Below are 16195 nucleotides of genomic sequence, written 5' to 3'. Positions count from 1 at the left end.
CTGCGCTGGTCGGGGGCTTTTTTGTGTTCGGGCGAATTCCGCGCCAGTCCGGAGTCAGAACGACAAAGTTAGGAACGAAGACGGTGAGTGCACCAACCGCACGACCCGGGCCATCGGCCCGCAGGTCAGCGCCTTCGGCGAACCAGCCTGCCGCTGGTAGCCCGGCGACCAACCCCTCCCGCCGCCAGGTCGCGCCCGAGCGCGTCACCGGCGCGCAGTCGGTTGTTCGGTCCCTCGAAGAGCTCGACGTCGACACCGTATTCGGCATTCCCGGCGGCGCGGTCCTTCCCGTCTACGACCCGCTGTTCGACTCCAAGAAGGTCCGCCACGTCCTGGTGCGCCACGAGCAGGGCGCCGGGCACGCGGCGACCGGCTACGCGCAGGCCTCGGGCAAGGTCGGTGTGTGTATGGCCACCTCCGGTCCCGGCGCGACCAACCTGGTGACCCCGCTGGCCGACGCCCAGATGGACTCGGTCCCGATCGTGGCGATCACCGGTCAGGTGCCGTCGAGCCTGGTCGGCACCGACGCGTTCCAGGAAGCCGACATCTCCGGCATCACCATGCCGATCACCAAGCACAACTTCCTGGTCAAGGACCCGATCGACATCCCGCGCATCCTGGCCGAGGCGTTCTACCTCGCCGCCTCGGGCCGCCCGGGTGCCGTCCTGGTCGACATCACCAAGGACGCCCTGCAGGCCCAGACCACGTTCTCGTGGCCGCCGGAGATGCGTCTGCCCGGCTACCGTCCGGTCACCAAGCCGCACGGCAAGCAGGTGCGCGAGGCCGCCAGGATGATCCTGGAGTCCAAGTCGCCGGTGCTCTACGTCGGCGGCGGTGTGATCAAGTCCGACGCCTCGGCCGAGCTGCTGGAGCTGGCCGAGCTGACCGGCATCCCGGTGGTCACCACCCTGATGGCGCGCGGCGCGTTCCCCGACAGCCACACCCTGAACATGGGCATGCCCGGCATGCACGGCACCGTCGGCGCCGTCGCGGCCCTGCAGCGCTCGGACCTGCTGATCACCCTCGGCGCCCGCTTCGACGACCGCGTCACCGGTCAGCTGGACTCCTTCGCGCCCGACGCCAAGGTCATCCACGCCGACATCGACCCGGCCGAGATCGGCAAGAACCGCCACGCCGACGTCCCGATCGTGGGCGACGCGCGGGAGGTCATCGTCGAACTGATCGAGACCCTCAAGGCCGACCCGCAGTCCGGCGACGCCCCGCTGCTGAACCTCACCGAGTGGTGGGCCTACCTCAGCGACATCCGCGACAACTACCCGCTGGGCTGGAGCCAGCCCAGCGACGGGTCGCTCTCGCCGGAGTTCGTCATCGAGGCGCTGGGCCGCCTGGCCGGTCCCGAGGCCGTCTACTGCGCCGGTGTCGGCCAGCACCAGATGTGGGCCGCGCAGTTCATCAAGTACGAGAACCCGCGCACCTGGCTGAACTCCGGTGGCCTCGGCACCATGGGCTACGCCGTTCCGGCGGCCATGGGCGCCAAGATGGGCGCTCCGGAGAAGGAGGTCTGGGCGGTCGACGGTGACGGCTGCTTCCAGATGACCAACCAGGAGCTGGCCACCTGCGCCGTCGAGGGTGTGCCGATCAAGGTCGCGCTGATCAACAACGGCAACCTCGGCATGGTCCGCCAGTGGCAGACCCTGTTCTACGAGGAGCGCTACTCCAACACCGATCTGGGCACGCACACCCTGCGCATCCCCGACTTCGTCAAGCTGGCCGAGGCGCTGGGTTGCGTCGGCATCCGGGTGGAGTCCGAAGACGAGGTCGAGGCCGCGATCCGCCAGGCGCAGTCCATCACCGACCGCCCGGTCGTGATCGACTTCATCGTCGGCAAGGACGCCCAGGTGTGGCCGATGGTCGCCGCGGGCACCAGCAACGACGAGATCATGTTCGCCCGCGGCATCCGTCCGCTGTTCGACGAGGACGAGCAGGTCTCCGAGCCGGCCGTCATCCACGAGGCGATGAACAAGGAGCAGCAATGAGCACGACCCACACCCTGAGCGTTCTCGTCGAGGACAAGCCGGGCGTGCTGGCGCGAGTCGCGAGCCTGTTCTCGCGCCGCGGCTTCAATATCGAGTCCCTCGCCGTCGGTGGCACCGAGATTCCCGATATCTCGCGCATGACCATCGTCGTGACGGTCGACGATCTGCCGCTCGAGCAGGTCACCAAGCAGCTCAACAAGCTGATCAACGTCATCAAGATCGTGGAGCAGGACGCCGACGCCTCGGTGGCCCGCGAACTGATCCTGGTGAAGGTGCGCGCCGACGCCTCGGTCCGCACCCAGGTGATCGAGGCCGTGCAGCTGTTCCGCGCCAAGGTGATCGACGTCTCACCCGACGCGCTGACCATCGAGGCCACGGGCACCCGCTCGAAGCTGGATGCCCTGCTGCGCATGGTGGAGCCGTACGGTATCCGCGAGATCGTGCAGTCCGGTGTCGTGGCCGTGGGCCGCGGACCCAAGTCGATCACCGCAACCCGCTAACTTTCCAACAACCAGAAATAATCCAGAAGGGACTCCACTGTGGCAGTCGAGATGTTCTACGACGACGACGCTGACCTGTCGATCATCCAGGGCCGCAAGGTCGCCGTGATCGGCTACGGCAGCCAGGGTCACGCGCACTCGCTGAGCCTGCGCGACTCCGGTGTCGACGTGCGCGTCGGCCTGGCCGAGGGCTCCAAGTCGCGCCCGAAGGCCGAAGAGGCCGGTCTGACCGTCGGCACCCCCGCCGAGGTCGCCGAGTGGGCCGACGTGATCATGGTGCTGGCCCCCGACACCGCCCAGGCGTCGATCTTCACCAACGACATCGAGCCCAACCTGAAGGACGGCGACGCGCTGTTCTTCGGCCACGGCCTCAACATCCACTTCGGTCTGATCAAGGCTCCGGCCAACGTCACCGTCGCCATGGTCGCCCCGAAGGGCCCCGGCCACCTGGTGCGTCGTCAGTTCGCCGACGGCAAGGGCGTCCCGGCCCTGATCGCGGTCGACCAGGACCCGACCGGCGAGGGCCAGGCGCTGGCGCTGTCCTACGCCAAGGGCATCGGCGGCACCCGCGCGGGCGTCATCAAGACCACCTTCAAGGAAGAGACCGAGACCGACCTGTTCGGTGAGCAGGCCGTCCTCTGTGGTGGTACCGAGGAACTGGTCAAGACCGGTTTCGAGGTCATGGTCGAGGCGGGCTACGCCCCCGAGATGGCCTACTTCGAGGTGCTGCACGAGCTGAAGCTGATCGTCGACCTGATGTACGAGGGCGGCATCGCGCGCATGAACTACTCGGTGTCCGACACCGCGGAGTTCGGCGGCTACCTGTCCGGTCCGCGCGTCATCGACGCCGACACCAAGGAGCGCATGAAGGCGATCCTCAAGGACATCCAGGACGGCACCTTCGTCAAGCGCCTCGTCGCCAACGTCGAGGGTGGCAACAAGGAGCTCGAGGGCCTGCGCAAGGAGAACGCCGAGCACCCCATCGAGGTCACCGGCGCCAAGCTCCGCGGCCTGATGAGCTGGGTCGACCGCCCGATCACCGAAACCGCCTAAGGGTTTCCCCGCTCCACCCGAAGGGCCCGCTCGCCACCCGCGAGCGGGCCTTTCGCCATTTCGGCCCGTAGCCTGCGGAGAGAGCACCCCTGATGGAATCTGTGGAGACAGTGAACGGTGTACGGTATCGGCTCGTCGGTGATGACGACGAGGTGTGTTGGCTCTGGGCTGAGGACGCGACCGGCTTGTTCGAGCCGGTGTCGGCCGAGCAGGGGGAGCGCCGGGTCGAGTTTCTCGGTTGTGTGGTGGAAGGTGCTCTCCTCCGGGGTGTGGAGCGGGTGGGGACTCGTCACGCCGCGGTGGGTAGTGCCGATCTCGACTTCCTCGATCCGGACGGGCGGCGCATCGGGGGCTATTTCGTCAGCGGGATCACCGTCGAGCAGGTCCGGGCGAGTGTGGGCGGCGCGGGTCTGGTCGACGTGACGGTGACGCTGTTCTGTGATGATCTGCTGCCTGCGGCCCGGTGGCCGTGGGAGCTCGTGCGGTCCGGCAGGCTCGATGCGCTCGGGTTGTGGCGGCCGCTGGACCGGGCCGGACGCCACGCGTGGCTCTCGGTGGCACTGCATCGGCACACCTGCGCGGACGATCCGCCCGGCAGACGGTACGTCCTGGACGGGCGCGACATCGTCGACGAGGACAGTTTCTACTGCGCGCTCGGCGAGGCCGTGAACGGACCTGGCGGATACTTCGGGTGGAATCTCGACGCGCTCGCGGACTGCCTGCGTGGCGGATTCGGCGCGACACCTCCGTTCACCCTGGAATGGACCGAATCCAGCAGGGCGAGAAGCGCTCTGGCGGTGCCGCTGCCCTGGGGTGACGGCACGTTCTTCGACGTGGTGCTCGAGATTCTCGACAGCGGGAAGGTCGAGGTGTTGCTGCGGTGACATCCCGGGTCGGCGGCGACTCCCGATCGCAGGTCCTTGCCGTCGCGCCCCGGTAGCGCGAGACTTGCTCGATGACGACCGTGGCGGATTTCGATCGGGATGCTGTCGAGGTGGGGCGGGCGGCGCGGAAGGTGGTGTCGCGGTCGGCGTTGGGGGTGTGGGGGCCGGGGCCGGGGCGGGAGGACCCGGTGGCGATTCTCGAGCGGCAGGCGCGGACGCGGGTGCCCGTGCTGGTGCCGATCCGGTACGCGCGCATGGCGATCTCGCCGTTCACCTTCCTGCGCGGCGCACCGGCGATCCTGGCCGCCGACCTGGCGCAGAGCCCGAACACCGGGCTGACGGTGCAGCTCTGCGGTGACGCGCACCTGTCCAACTTCGGCCTCTACGCCTCCCCGGAACGCAATCTCGTCTTCGACCTCAACGACTTCGACGAAACCCTGCCCGGCCCCTTCGAATGGGATGTCAAACGCCTGGCCGCCAGCGTCGCCGTCGCCGCCCGCGACAACGGCTGCACCGACGAGCAGGCCGCCGAGGCCGCCGAAGGCGCAGGCCGGGGCTACCGCGAGGCGATGGCGACCATGGCGGGCCTGGATTCGCTGAGCATCTGGTACGAACGCGTCGACGCCGACACCGTCACCGCGGCCATCCCGAAGCAGAAGCGCCGCAAGGTCGCCGAGAAGACGGTGAACTCCGCCCGCAAACGCACCAGCCTGCAGGCCCTGGACAAGCTCACCGAGCCCGACGCGCACGGCGTCCCGCGCATCAAGAACCAGCCGCCGCTGCTGGTGCCGATCGAGCTCCTCGACGAGAAGGACATCAAGGCGGTCCTCGGCGACTACCGCCGCAGCCTGCCCGACGAGCGCCGGATTCTGCTGGACCGCCACGTCATGGTCGACATGGCGATGAAGGTGGTCGGCGTCGGCAGCGTGGGCACCCGCTGTTTCATCGTGCTGTTCATGGACAAGGAGTCAGGGACCCCGCTGTTCCTGCAGGTCAAGGAGGCCGAGACCTCGGTGCTGGCGGCCCATCTGTCCGCGAGTCGTTTCCAGCACCAGGGCCACCGGGTGGTCGCGGGGCAGCGGCTCATGCAGGCCGCCAGCGACATCTTCCTGGGCTGGGCGACCGGCCCGGCGGGACGCTATTTCTACTGGCGCCAGCTCAAGGACATGAAGGGTTCGGCCGATATCGGCATCCTCGCCCCGCACGAACTCGCGAACTACGCGAGCCTGTGCGGTGCCGTGCTGGCCCGCGCGCACGCCCGCTCGGGTGACCGCCTGGCCATTCACGCCTACCTCGGCGACAACGACAAATTCGACAAGGCGATGAGCGAGTTCGCCCTCGCCTACGCCGACCAGACCGTCGCCGACCGCGACGCCCTGCTGGCCGCCATCGACGCCGGCCGGATCACCGCCGCCCCGCACGCCTACTAGCCCTGCCACTACACTGGTTACCGATGAGTAAGTTCTTTGCCTCGGTGGACCAGGTGACCGACCGGCTGACCGCGGCCGGCTATCTGCCGTCCCTCGACATCGCGACCGCGGTCTTCCTCGCCGACCGGCTCGGCAAGCCCCTGCTGATCGAGGGGCCCGCCGGTGTGGGCAAGACCGAGCTGGCCAAGGCCATCGCGACCGCGGTGAGTGCCGAGCTGGTCCGCCTGCAGTGCTACGAGGGCATCGACGAGGCCCGCGCCCTCTATGAGTGGAACCACGCCAAGCAGCTGCTGCGCATCACCGCGACCGACGGTGAGGGCTGGGACAGCACCCGCGACCACGTCTTCACCGAGGAGTTCCTGCTCGCCCGCCCCCTGCTGGCCGCCATCCGCAACCCCGATCCCACGGTCCTGCTCATCGACGAACTCGACAAGGCCGACGTGGAACTGGAGGGCCTGCTCCTGGAAGTCCTCGGCGACTTCCAGGTGAGCATCCCGGAACTGGGCACCGTGACCGCGGTCCGCAAACCGTTCGTGATCCTCACCTCCAACGCGCACCGCGACCTGTCCGAAGCGCTGAAACGCCGCTGCCTGTTCCTGCACATCGACTACCCGACCGCCGAGCTCGAGAAGGCGATCGTCCGGCTGAAGGTCCCCGAGCTCGACGCGGACCTCGCCGAACCGGTGGTGACCACGGTCAGCGCGCTGCGTCAGCTCTCGCTGCGCAAGGCGCCCTCGATCGCCGAAACGGTGGACTGGGCGAAAACGCTGGTCGCCCTGGGCACCCGCACGCTGACCGGCAGCGTCGTCCGTTCCACCCTCGGCGTGCTGTTGAAGTACCAGTCCGACCACCGGATGGCGATCGAGAAGCTCGGCTTGGACGACATCGCGCACCCGGGCGTGGCTCCATGAGCGCCACCCTGCGCGACACCACCCCCACCACCGACCGCCTGGTCGGTTTCGTCGGTCTGCTGCGCGAGCACGGCATCCACGCGGGCCCCAGCGAAACCGTCGACGCCGCCGCCGCGATCGTCGCCCTCGGCACCGCCGACCCGCGCGTGCTGCGCTCGGGCCTGGCTGCCTGCCTGCTGCGCCGCGACGGCCAGCGCACCGTCTTCGACCAGCTCTTCGACCTGTATTTCCTCGACGGCAACCGCCCGGTCAGCACACCCGGCGAGGCGACGGCCGACCTGCGCGACCGCCTCATCGCCACCCTGATCCAGGGCTCCGACACCGCCGAACTGGCCCGCGAAGCGCTCAATACCTTCGGCGCCTACGGCGGCGCGGGGGAGTCGGCGGGGCGGGTCACCACCGCCTCCGGCGCGGGCTGGTCGTCGTACATGACGATGAAATCGCTGCGCCCGGGCGAGATCTCCGAACAGGTCGCGCAAACCCTGGGCGGCACAGGGCAATTCGACGCGGCCGTGCACACCATCGAGGCACGCCGCCGCGTGGAGCAGTTCCGCGCACAGGTCCAGGCCGAAGCCCGCCTGCGCTCGGCGCAGTTGCGCGGCACCGACTACATCGCCCGGCGCGGCGTCGAACCCGGCGGTGACAGCACCGATTTCCTCGGCGCCCGCGAACAGGACCTCGCCGAGATGCGCAAGTTGGTTCACCCGCTGGCCCGCAAACTCGCCACCCGGCTCGCGGTGCGCCGCAAGAAGGCCGTGCGCGGGTCCATCGATCTGCGCCGCACCCTGCGCCGGTCGATGGCCACCGGCGGCGTACCGGTCGACCCGGTGTTGCGTGCCCGCAAGCGGGGCCGCCCGGATCTCGTCGTGCTGGCCGATGTCTCGGGCTCGGTCACCGGATTCTCCGAATTCACCCTGCAATTGGTGCAGGCGCTCCAAGACCAGTTCAGCCGTGTCCGCAGCTTTGGATTCGTCGACGTCTGCGCCGAGATCACCCACTACTTCACCCCGGGCGAGCCGCCGCCGCCCGGTTTCGCGCAGAGCATCGTTCGTGAGGCGGGCGTGGTGCGCTTCGGGTCCAGCAACTACGGCGAGGCGCTGCAAGGTTTCACCGACCACTACCTCGACGCCGTCGGCCCGCGCACCTGCGTACTGATCCTCGGCGACGCCCGCACCAATCGCACCGACCCCAATCTCGCTGCGCTGCAAGCGATCACCGAACGGGCCAAGGCGGTCTACTGGCTGAACCCGGAACCGGCCCGCTCGTGGTCGACGGGTGATTCCGCCGCCGACGCCTACACCGAGATCGTCACCATGCACGAATGCCGAAATGTGCGCCAGTTGGCCGAAGTCGTCGGCAGGCTGCTGCCCGCCTGAACTCAGCGGTACTTGGTGGTGCCCGCCGAGCCGCGGGAGTTGCTCACCAGCTTGGCGAAGCAGTCGTCGACGGGTATCGCGTGGGCGTCGCACCAGGCATTGGCCGAATCGGGGTCGGCGAAGGACGCGTCGGCCAGGGTGATCCACCAGCCCTGCAGGTCGAAGGTGCTCCAGTCGTCGCTCCAGACCAGGCGAGCCCCAGGGTACTGCTGCCGGAAACGCTGATTCTGCGCGAGGATCTCACTGTTGGTCCAGCTCACCATCCGCCCGTCGACATCGGCGGCCACCAGACCCGGCTGCTTGGCCGACAGCTGCGGCACCCACCGCTCGGCCAGATTCGCGCTCACCACCGGCCGGTCGGCCGCGGCCTGCGCGAGCAGGGAATCCAGCGCGGCGGACTGCGGGTCGACCGGCACCGCCTGCGGTGACGCCGGCACCGGCGGCGCGTACGGACCGGTCGCGGCGATGGTGTTGCCGATGGTTTGCGGGGCGGCCGATCGGGAGTTGCGCTCGTGCTGCACGATGATGATCCCCGCGGCGATGACGCCCACCGCCAGCGCGGCGACGACCACCAGCGCGCCGAGAACCCAGGGCCAGCGGGAAGGGCGGGGCGCATACGGTCCGTTCGGCGGATACCCCGGGTATCCCGGATATCCCACGATCACCTCCGCTGTCGCGGCGCCGACGATCCTCGTCGGTTGCCCGGTCCCCCGTGCCTGCCAAGGAGTCTAGAACTCCTGGCAGGGCACCTCGGGTTTCGTTGCGCAACCGACACGAGCGCCGGTCACCGCGCGGTGAGGCGCACCACCGCGTACTCGTGCTCGCTCTTGGCCTGATACTTCGCGTAGCGGGGCTGAGCGGTGGTGATCGACTCCCAGGCCGCGGTGCGCTCCTGGCCGTGCAATACCTGCGGCCGCACCGGCCGCGGGGTGCTCGCGGGCAGTTCGATGGTGGCCTCGTCCGGGTTCGCCATCAGGTTGCGCTGCCAGTCCGGGTCGCCGCCCTGACCGCCCGAGGCGACCAGCAGCCAGCCCTCGCCGCCGTCGGAGAACCAGGAGATCGGGGTCTGGCGTGGCTCGCCGCTGCGGCGGCCGACGGTGTGCAGGATCAGCACGTCCATGCCCATGAACTCGCCCTTGCCCTTGCGGATCTTGCGGTTCATCCTGGCGTTCATCTTGTGCTGCATCCAGCGGGAGAAGCCCGAGGTAGCCATCGCGAGTGTCCTTTCGAGTCGGGTGGGGGCTCAGCCCCAGGCGCCGGCGATCTGGCGGGTGGTGGCGTTGAGCCGGTTGAACATGTTGGTCACGCCGATCATCAGCACGATCGAGGCCAGCTGACGCTCGTCGAAGTAGCTGGCAGCACTGTCCCAGATCTCGTCGGTGACGGCGTCGGGACGGTCGGCCAGGCGTGTCGCGGCCTCGGCCAGCGTCAGGGCGGCGCGTTCCTCCTCGCTGAAGTACGGTGCCTCGCGCCAGGCGGCCACCGTGGCCAGGCGCTCGTCGCTGACACCGGCCTTGCGGGCGGTCTTGGCGCCGCCGTCCACGCAGGCGCTGCACCCGTTGATCTGGCTGATCCGCAGGTGGACCAGTTCGAGGATCTCGCCGTCGACGCCGCCGGTCTGCACGGCCGCCAGCACCTGCTGGATCGGGCCCATCGCGTCGGTGAGGACCATGGCGGGGTTCTTCATCCGGGACTGCATGTCGTTCTCCTCGTTCGGTGTGTTTCCCGCTGTGCGGGGTGTGACTCGATAACAGCCCGAGCGCGGCCGCGAAGCGATGGCTGTGGGACACTGTGGGGCAGCGGAAAGCGGCCCTGACCTCGGGGTTGTCCACCGGGAATCCGGTGTTTCCGCACGGGACGACGGATTGGACAACGGTGCAGCAGCAAGCGACGCGGGCCTATCCCCAGGACGAACTGGCCGCGCGATTGCGCCTGCTCCAGGAACTGTCCGGCCGCGGTGTCCGCGCGCTGGCCCGCGACACCGGCCTGAGCTCGTCGTCGCTGTCGCGCTACCTCAGCGGGCAGACCGTGCCGCCGTGGCCCGCCGTGCTGGAACTGTGCCGCCTGGTCAAACGCGATCCGCGCCCGCTGCGCCCGCTCTGGGAGCGCGCCACCAACCCGCTGCCCGCCCCGCCCAAGACCAGCCGCCAGGTCGCCCCGCCCAGCCCACCGGCCGACGCGCCGCCCCCGCCGCGCAACGACCTGCCCCGCGACATCCCCGACTTCACCGGCCGCGACCAGGCACTGGCCGACGTCCTCGCCGCCGTGCGCACCGACCGCGTGGTCGCCATCGACGGTATGGCCGGAGTCGGCAAGACCTCCCTGGCCGTGCACGCCGCCCACCGCCTCACCGCCGACTATCCCGACGCCCAGCTCTATCTCGACCTGCACGGTTTCACCGACGGCCGCCAGCCCCTCGACCCCGACGCCGCCCTGCGTGCCCTGCTGGCCGCGCTCCAGGTGCCCTCGCAGAAGGTGCCGCAGGACGGTGGCGTCGAGCTGCGCGCCGCCTGCTGGCGGTCGGAACTGGCGCGGCTGCGCGCGGTGATCGTGCTCGACAATGTCGCCGACGCCGCGCAGGTCGCGCCGTTGCTGCCGGGCGCGGGGGAGTCGGTCGCCCTCGTCACCAGCCGCAACCGGCTGCTCGACCTCGACGAGGTGCCCCCGGTGAGTCTCGATGTGCTCACCGAGCACGAGAGCGCGGAGCTGCTGGCCCGCGCCAGCGGTGACGCGCGCGGCCCCGACGGCAGGCTCGCCAAGGAGCCCGAACACACCGCCGAGGTACTGCGGTTGTGCGGCAACCTGCCGCTGGCACTGCGCCTGGCCGCGGCCCGCCTGCGGCACCGGCCGGGCTGGTCGGTCGGCATCCTGGTCGAGCGAATGGCCGAGGGGCCCAGCGAATTCGACACCGCCTTCGGCATGTCGGTGCGGCAGCTGCCCCGCGATCAGCGGCGCCTGTTCCGGCTGCTCGGCCTGATCCCCGGCTCCACCTTCACCGACTACGTCGCCGCGGCCGTGGCCGAGGTCCCGCTGCGCACCGCCCGCGCCATGCTCGAGGACCTGCTCGACGCGCACCTGGTCGAGCAGCCCGCCGACGGCCGTTACCGCCTGCACGACCTGGTCCGTCAGCACGCCCGCCGCGCCACCTTCGACACCGATTCCGCCGCCGACCGCGAGCGTGCCCTGCACCGCGTCCTGGACTACTACGTGCACACCGCCGCGGCCGCCGACGCCGCCATGCCCTTCCCGACCCCCACCCCGCCGGTCTCGGCGGGCAGCCCACCGGCCGAACTGCCGGGCTTCCCTGGCCGCGACGCCGCGTTCTTCTGGTTCGTCGCCGAGTACACGAACCTCATGGCCGTGTTCTACTCCGCCGTCGAGGCGGGCGCCGACACCCACGTCTGCGAACTCCCGCGCTTCCTGCGCACCTTCTTCGCCCGCCGCTGCGGCACAACGCATCTCAACGAACTGTTCGAACGCTCACTCGCCGCGGCTCAGCAGCTCGGCGACCCCCGCCGCCTCGCCGAAGCGCACAGCGACCTCGGCTTCGCCCGCTACAACGCGGGCCGGATGACCGAGGCGGCCGCCGCCTACGCCGCCGCGGCCCCGCTGGTCGCCGCCGCGGGCGACCCGCTGCCGCGTGCCGACCTGATCATGCGCTGCGCCCAATTGCGCTGGGACGAAGGCGATGTCGAGGAACCACTGACCCTGTTCCGGCAGGCGCGGGAGCTGTATGCCGGTAGCGGCTGTCCGGTCAGCGCCGCCGACGCCGTCGCGGGGGAGGCCTGGGCGGTCCTGCAACTGGGCGAGCCCGCCGAAGCCGCGCGCCTGGCCCGCGAAGCCCTCGACCTCGCCGGTGACGAGGCGCCCGCGCTCCAGGCCCGGATCACCCTCGGTGTCGCCATCGCCGACACCGACCCCGAAGCCGCGCTCACCCACCTCGACCAGGCACTGGCCGCCGCCCGCGCCGACGGCCACCGGCACAACGAAGCCTGGTGCCTGAATTGCCAGGGCGTGGCCCTGCGCCGGATGGGCCGCTTCGACGAGGCCCTCGCCGCGCACCGCGCCGCCTTCGCCCTGCTCGACGAGATGTTCGAGGAGCACTGGAAGATCCACTTCCTCAACGGTTACGCGGCCACCTGCCTGCTCGCCGGCCTGCCCGACGACGCCCTGCGCCTGTATCGCGAAACCCTCACCCTCGCACCGCGAGTGGGCCACCGCTTCACCGAAGCGGCGGCCCACCAGGGCATCGCGGACGTGCTCGAGCCCACCGACCCGGCCGCGGCCGCCGAGCATCGCGCGGCCGCCGCGGCCCTGCTCGGTCCGGTCAGCCCATCGACTTCGCCCCGTCCAGGGCCTCCCGGATGATGTCGGCGTGGCCGGAGTGCTGGGCGGTCTCGGTCATGATGTGCATCAGCGTGCGCCGCGCGGACCAGCGCGCGCCCGGCTCGAACCACGGTGCCGTGGGCAGCTCGTGCGAGAGATTCAGGTCGGGCAGCTCGCGCACCAGCTGATCGGTCTTCGCCGCCACCGCCTCGTAGGCGTCGAGGATGCCGGCGAGAGTGTCGCCCGGCTGCATCTGGAACTCCTTGCCCCACTCCGCGATCTGCTCCTCGGTCATCGACTCGAAATCCGGTGCGGCGGCGGCACCCTCGACGATGAACGTCGCCCAGTTCTGCTCCACCGCCGTGACGTGCTTGATCAGCCCGCCCAGGCACAGCTCGCTGACGGTGGTGTGCAGGCCGGCCTGCTCGTCGGTGAGGTCGCGGACGGTGAAACGCAGGAAGTACCGGTGCTTGCCGAGGGTCTCCAGGATGTCGGCGCGCTCGGTGTCGATCAGGGTGGCGTTCATTGCTGATTCCTTCCGTTGTCGGTGTGAAATCCAAGGTAGAACCCATTGCGGTCAGTTTCTGTCCGCAATGGCGCGATACTGGAAACATGGCCGACACGAGCGCACGCACCCTCCGACTGCTGTCGCTGTTGCAGACCCACCGCTACTGGCCCGGCGCCGAACTCGCCGACCGCCTCGGCATCTCCGCGCGCACCCTGCGCCGCGACATCGACCGCCTGCGCGAACTCGGCTACCCCGTCGACGCGCGCACCGGGGCCGACGGCGGCTACCAGCTCGCCGCGGGCGCCGCGCTGCCGCCGCTGGTCCTCGACGACGACGAGGCCGTCGCCATCACCGTCTGCCTGCAGGCGGGCTCCCAGGGCGCCGTCGACGGCCTGGCCGAACCCTCGGTGCGCGCGCTGGCCAAACTCGTCACCGTCCTGCCCACCCGGCTGCGCCGCCGCGTGGACGCCCTGCGCGCCATGACCGTCTCCACCGGCTGGACCCTGCCGCTGTCGGACGTCGACCCCACCGTCATCACCGCGCTGGCCATGGCCTGCCGCGCCGAGGAACGCCTCACCTTCACCTACACCGCCGCCGACGGCGAGACCAGCGCCCGCGAGGTCGAACCCCACCGCCTGGTCTCCCTGGGCCGCCGCTGGTACCTGGTCGCCTACGACCTGACCCGCCACGCCTGGCGCACCTTCCGCGTCGACCGCCTCACCGGCTCCCACCCCACCGGCGCCCGCTTCCGCCCCCGCGACCTGCCCGCCCCCGACGCCGCCACCTTCGTCCGCACCGGAATAGGCGCCCGCAGACCCGATTACACCGTCACCGCCGACATCGAAGCCCCCGTCACCCACGTCGAATCCCGCGTAGGCCGCTGGTGCACCACCACCCCCCTCACCCCCACCCGCACCCGCGTCCACATGTCGGTCGACAACCTCGACTGGCCGATCCTGCTCCTGGGCAAGGCCGAAGCCGACTTCCACGTCATCGAACCCCCCGAACTCATCGCCCGCCTCGACGACTGGGGCTCCCGCTTCGTCCGCTCGGCCGATACCGCAGAACCGCTATGACCTGCACCAGCGACCGGTCGACGGCAGCGCCGCGAGGACCAGGGTGGTCAGCGGGAAGACGAGCAACACCGTGGTCGCCACGATCGGCACGGTCCGGACCGGGGTGAGCTCGACCATCACGTACATCCCGATCGCGAACGCCAAAACCGCCCAGCCACAACCGATCACCATGACGGTCTGCCCACGGCGACGGCGTCGCAGCAACTGCGCCACCCCGGTCCCCAGCAGCGCCGCGGTCGTGATCTCGGCGATCAGCCAAGCGATCGTGATGGCGTACGCGCCGGTCGACGGCGGCGTCACCATGTCACCGAACACCGGTATCCGAGACCGCGACTCCAAGTCGCTCAACTGGTTCAACGCGGAATAGACCCGCACCAGCGCGGTCGCGGCACCGAGCGCTCCCAGGATCATCGCCGCGACAGCTGTACCCCCACCCGTCATCGGCTGCTCCACGCGCTGATACATCCCGCCCCCGACCGATCCGTCATCGAACCAACTGACGCGGTCCATGATGCCGGACCCTGTCGCCCGCGGAGCAACCCGCCCGGCGCTCAGTGCCGGTAGCGCTGCATCCGCCGCCGCTCGAAGAACAGTTGATCCACCGCCACCGGCGCCACCAGCGCCGTGATCTCCGCCAGTCGCGTGTCGTAGTTGTGTTCGTGGATGCACCGGTGCAGATGCGCGCGCCGCTCGGGCCCGAGCCCCGACCACACCGCCCCGAATCTCGCCCTCGCCTCGGTCCCGGACACCGCCACCAGGTCGAGAAGCGCGGGCCAGCAGCCGGTTTCGGTGGCGCGGGCGGGCAGGGCCGCTACCGCCGCGTCGGGGAGGGTGGCCAGTGTGTATCCCGCGCGGCGCCGCACCGTGTCGTCCATCCGCGACATCAGCGTGAACAGCCCGCGCCAGCTCCCGGCGTCCTCGCGCTTGTCCAGCGGCGCGATCAGCCCGGCCCCGATATCCGGATCGGCGAACACCGGGTTCCCGACCAGCGACCACAGCCCCAGCGGCGTGAGTTGCCCGGCGATGGTGAGCAGTTCGGGCACCGCGCCCACCATCAGCGCGTTGCGCACCAGCTCACCGACCGCCTGCGGCCGCGCGCTCCCGAACAGGATGTCGCCCACCCGCTGCACCACATCGGGCTCACACCGCGAGAACACCGACAGCGCGGCGTGCTGCAACCCCGGCGCCCCCGACAGCACCGTGTGCGCCATCCGCGGTACCCGCCGCCGCGGCCCGTCCAGCAACTGCCGCACCACCGCGCTGAGAATCTCGACATCGTAGGAATACGCCGCCGAGAAGATCAGCCCCGCGTCGTCACGTACCCCCGCCTCGACCCCGGCGATCAATTCCTTCGTCGCACAGGCCAGAAACGGCCCGGCCGTGACATAGTCACGCCGCCGCAGCAACTCGTTGACGATCGCCACGACCGGTTTCGTCGGCGCGATATCGGCCAGCTGCGCGATCGCCCGCGGATCCAGATACGGCGCGCAATCGGCCGCGTAGCCCGGATCGAGCATCGTCAAGGTCTCGGCCGCCTTCACCGGATGATCCACCCCGACGGCGCCCGCCGCGCGCCCCGTCATCATCGGCGGAACCAGCTTCTGCACCAGCGGAATCGAGATCGACAGCGGAATATAAGGCACCAGCGCCGAGATCCGCCGGAACGTGTCCGTGTGCTGATCGAACAGCACCCCCGAGATCTGCTCCTGCAACTCGTGCAACCGCTGCGCCCCCAGGTGTCGCAGATGCTGTACCCGCTGCGGATGCACGTGCAAGGTCCGGGCCAGCAGTATCAGCTGCGCCCGTGTCGTCAAATCCGTCATCGCCCCCCGAACATGATCTTCTTGGTCACCGCCCGCAACGGTCGCGGCAGCGCCCCCACCATCGAGTCGATCGACTTGTCCAACGCCGCCGCCTCCAACGCGACCGCGGCCCCCATCAACTCGAACAGATCCCGAGCCTGTTCCGCGGGCAACCGCTCCACCGCGGGCACCGCCTCGGGCACGCCACCGTCCCGCACACTCCGAACACTCATGCGACTCCTGGGCAACGCGAACTCACCCCCGAGAATGCCCCCTCCACCCACCCATGACCAGGTCTTCACGAATATCTGTGCACGACAACCAAAACATCG

The 16195-nt window shown here is 69.9% G+C and carries 16 protein-coding genes; 9 read left to right on the top strand and 7 right to left on the bottom strand.

The features are described 5' to 3' along the window. The first annotated feature begins 83 nt into the window (after positions 1-83). From ACFC06_RS09640 to ACFC06_RS09610, 7 genes are all read left to right on the top strand, one after another. Positions 84-1997, top strand: coding sequence for an acetolactate synthase large subunit (locus ACFC06_RS09640; RefSeq protein WP_375929337.1), 1914 nt, complete (start codon positions 84-86; stop codon positions 1995-1997). After that, positions 1994-2497, top strand: coding sequence for an acetolactate synthase small subunit (gene ilvN, locus ACFC06_RS09635; RefSeq protein WP_375929336.1), 504 nt, complete (start codon positions 1994-1996; stop codon positions 2495-2497). The genes ACFC06_RS09640 and ilvN overlap by 4 nt, the downstream gene beginning before the upstream one ends. Before the next feature lie 51 nt (positions 2498-2548). After that, positions 2549-3550 carry a ketol-acid reductoisomerase gene (gene ilvC / locus ACFC06_RS09630; RefSeq protein ID WP_375935356.1) on the top strand — a complete coding sequence of 334 codons (1002 nt, stop codon included), beginning with the start codon at positions 2549-2551 and terminating at the stop codon, positions 3548-3550. A gap of 278 nt (positions 3551-3828) precedes the next feature. Then, a complete protein-coding gene (locus ACFC06_RS09625; protein ID WP_375929335.1) occupies positions 3829-4434 on the top strand; it encodes a barstar family protein in 606 nt (201 codons plus the stop codon). Between the two features lie 71 nt (positions 4435-4505). Then, positions 4506-5864 (top strand): DUF2252 domain-containing protein, encoded by a 1359-nt coding sequence (locus ACFC06_RS09620; protein ID WP_375929334.1) that lies wholly within the window; start codon positions 4506-4508, stop codon positions 5862-5864. 23 nt (positions 5865-5887) lie between these two features. After that, positions 5888-6775, top strand: a complete 888-nt coding sequence (locus ACFC06_RS09615) for an AAA family ATPase (protein WP_375929333.1) — start codon at positions 5888-5890, stop codon at positions 6773-6775. Further along, a complete protein-coding gene (locus ACFC06_RS09610; protein WP_375929332.1) occupies positions 6772-8151 on the top strand; it encodes a VWA domain-containing protein in 1380 nt (459 codons plus the stop codon). The genes ACFC06_RS09615 and ACFC06_RS09610 overlap by 4 nt, the downstream gene beginning before the upstream one ends. A 2-nt stretch (positions 8152-8153) precedes the next feature. Here ACFC06_RS09610 and ACFC06_RS09605 read toward each other — a convergent pair whose 3' ends face one another. The 3 genes from ACFC06_RS09605 to ACFC06_RS09595 form a co-directional block, all read right to left on the bottom strand. Next, entirely contained in the window at positions 8154-8810 is a 657-nt protein-coding gene (locus ACFC06_RS09605; protein WP_375929331.1) for a hypothetical protein, read from the bottom strand. A gap of 125 nt (positions 8811-8935) precedes the next feature. Then, entirely contained in the window at positions 8936-9364 is a 429-nt protein-coding gene (locus tag ACFC06_RS09600; RefSeq protein ID WP_375929330.1) for a nitroreductase family deazaflavin-dependent oxidoreductase, read from the bottom strand. A 30-nt stretch (positions 9365-9394) separates the two neighbouring features. After that, positions 9395-9850 carry a carboxymuconolactone decarboxylase family protein gene (locus tag ACFC06_RS09595; protein WP_375929329.1) on the bottom strand — a complete coding sequence of 152 codons (456 nt, stop codon included), beginning with the start codon at positions 9848-9850 and terminating at the stop codon, positions 9395-9397. A gap of 176 nt (positions 9851-10026) precedes the next feature. On the opposite strand from ACFC06_RS09595, the gene ACFC06_RS09590 reads away from it, so the two are divergent. Then, on the top strand, positions 10027-12519 hold the full coding sequence (locus tag ACFC06_RS09590; RefSeq protein WP_375929328.1) for a tetratricopeptide repeat protein: 2493 nt from the start codon (positions 10027-10029) through the stop codon (positions 12517-12519). Here ACFC06_RS09590 and ACFC06_RS09585 read toward each other — a convergent pair. After that, positions 12479-13003: a DinB family protein gene (locus tag ACFC06_RS09585; RefSeq protein ID WP_375929327.1), complete on the bottom strand. Its 525-nt coding sequence runs from the start codon at positions 13001-13003 to the stop codon at positions 12479-12481. The genes ACFC06_RS09590 and ACFC06_RS09585 overlap by 41 nt on opposite strands. Positions 13004-13089: 86 nt before the next feature. Here ACFC06_RS09585 and ACFC06_RS09580 point away from each other — a divergent pair, with 86 nt between their 5' ends. Continuing rightward, positions 13090-14061: a helix-turn-helix transcriptional regulator gene (locus tag ACFC06_RS09580; RefSeq protein ID WP_375929326.1), complete on the top strand. Its 972-nt coding sequence runs from the start codon at positions 13090-13092 to the stop codon at positions 14059-14061. On the opposite strand, the gene ACFC06_RS09575 is transcribed toward ACFC06_RS09580, so the two are convergent. The 3 genes from ACFC06_RS09575 to ACFC06_RS09565 all read right to left on the bottom strand — a co-directional run bounded on the left by ACFC06_RS09575 (position 14056) and on the right by ACFC06_RS09565 (position 16096). After that, positions 14056-14502 carry a hypothetical protein gene (locus ACFC06_RS09575; RefSeq protein WP_375929325.1) on the bottom strand — a complete coding sequence of 149 codons (447 nt, stop codon included), beginning with the start codon at positions 14500-14502 and terminating at the stop codon, positions 14056-14058. The genes ACFC06_RS09580 and ACFC06_RS09575 overlap by 6 nt on opposite strands. Before the next feature lie 110 nt (positions 14503-14612). After that, on the bottom strand, positions 14613-15884 hold the full coding sequence (locus tag ACFC06_RS09570) for a hypothetical protein (protein ID WP_375929324.1): 1272 nt from the start codon (positions 15882-15884) through the stop codon (positions 14613-14615). Then, positions 15881-16096: a hypothetical protein gene (locus ACFC06_RS09565; RefSeq protein WP_375929323.1), complete on the bottom strand. Its 216-nt coding sequence runs from the start codon at positions 16094-16096 to the stop codon at positions 15881-15883. Before ACFC06_RS09565 ends, ACFC06_RS09570 begins: the two co-directional genes overlap by 4 nt. Positions 16097-16195: the final 99 nt, after the last annotated feature.

It is taken from the genome of Nocardia sp. NPDC056064, from assembly GCF_042266925.1.
GTDB lineage: Bacteria > Actinomycetota > Actinomycetes > Mycobacteriales > Mycobacteriaceae > Nocardia.
Note: the sequence above shows the minus strand (reverse complement) of the source record. Positions and strands in the feature narration are given on the sequence as shown.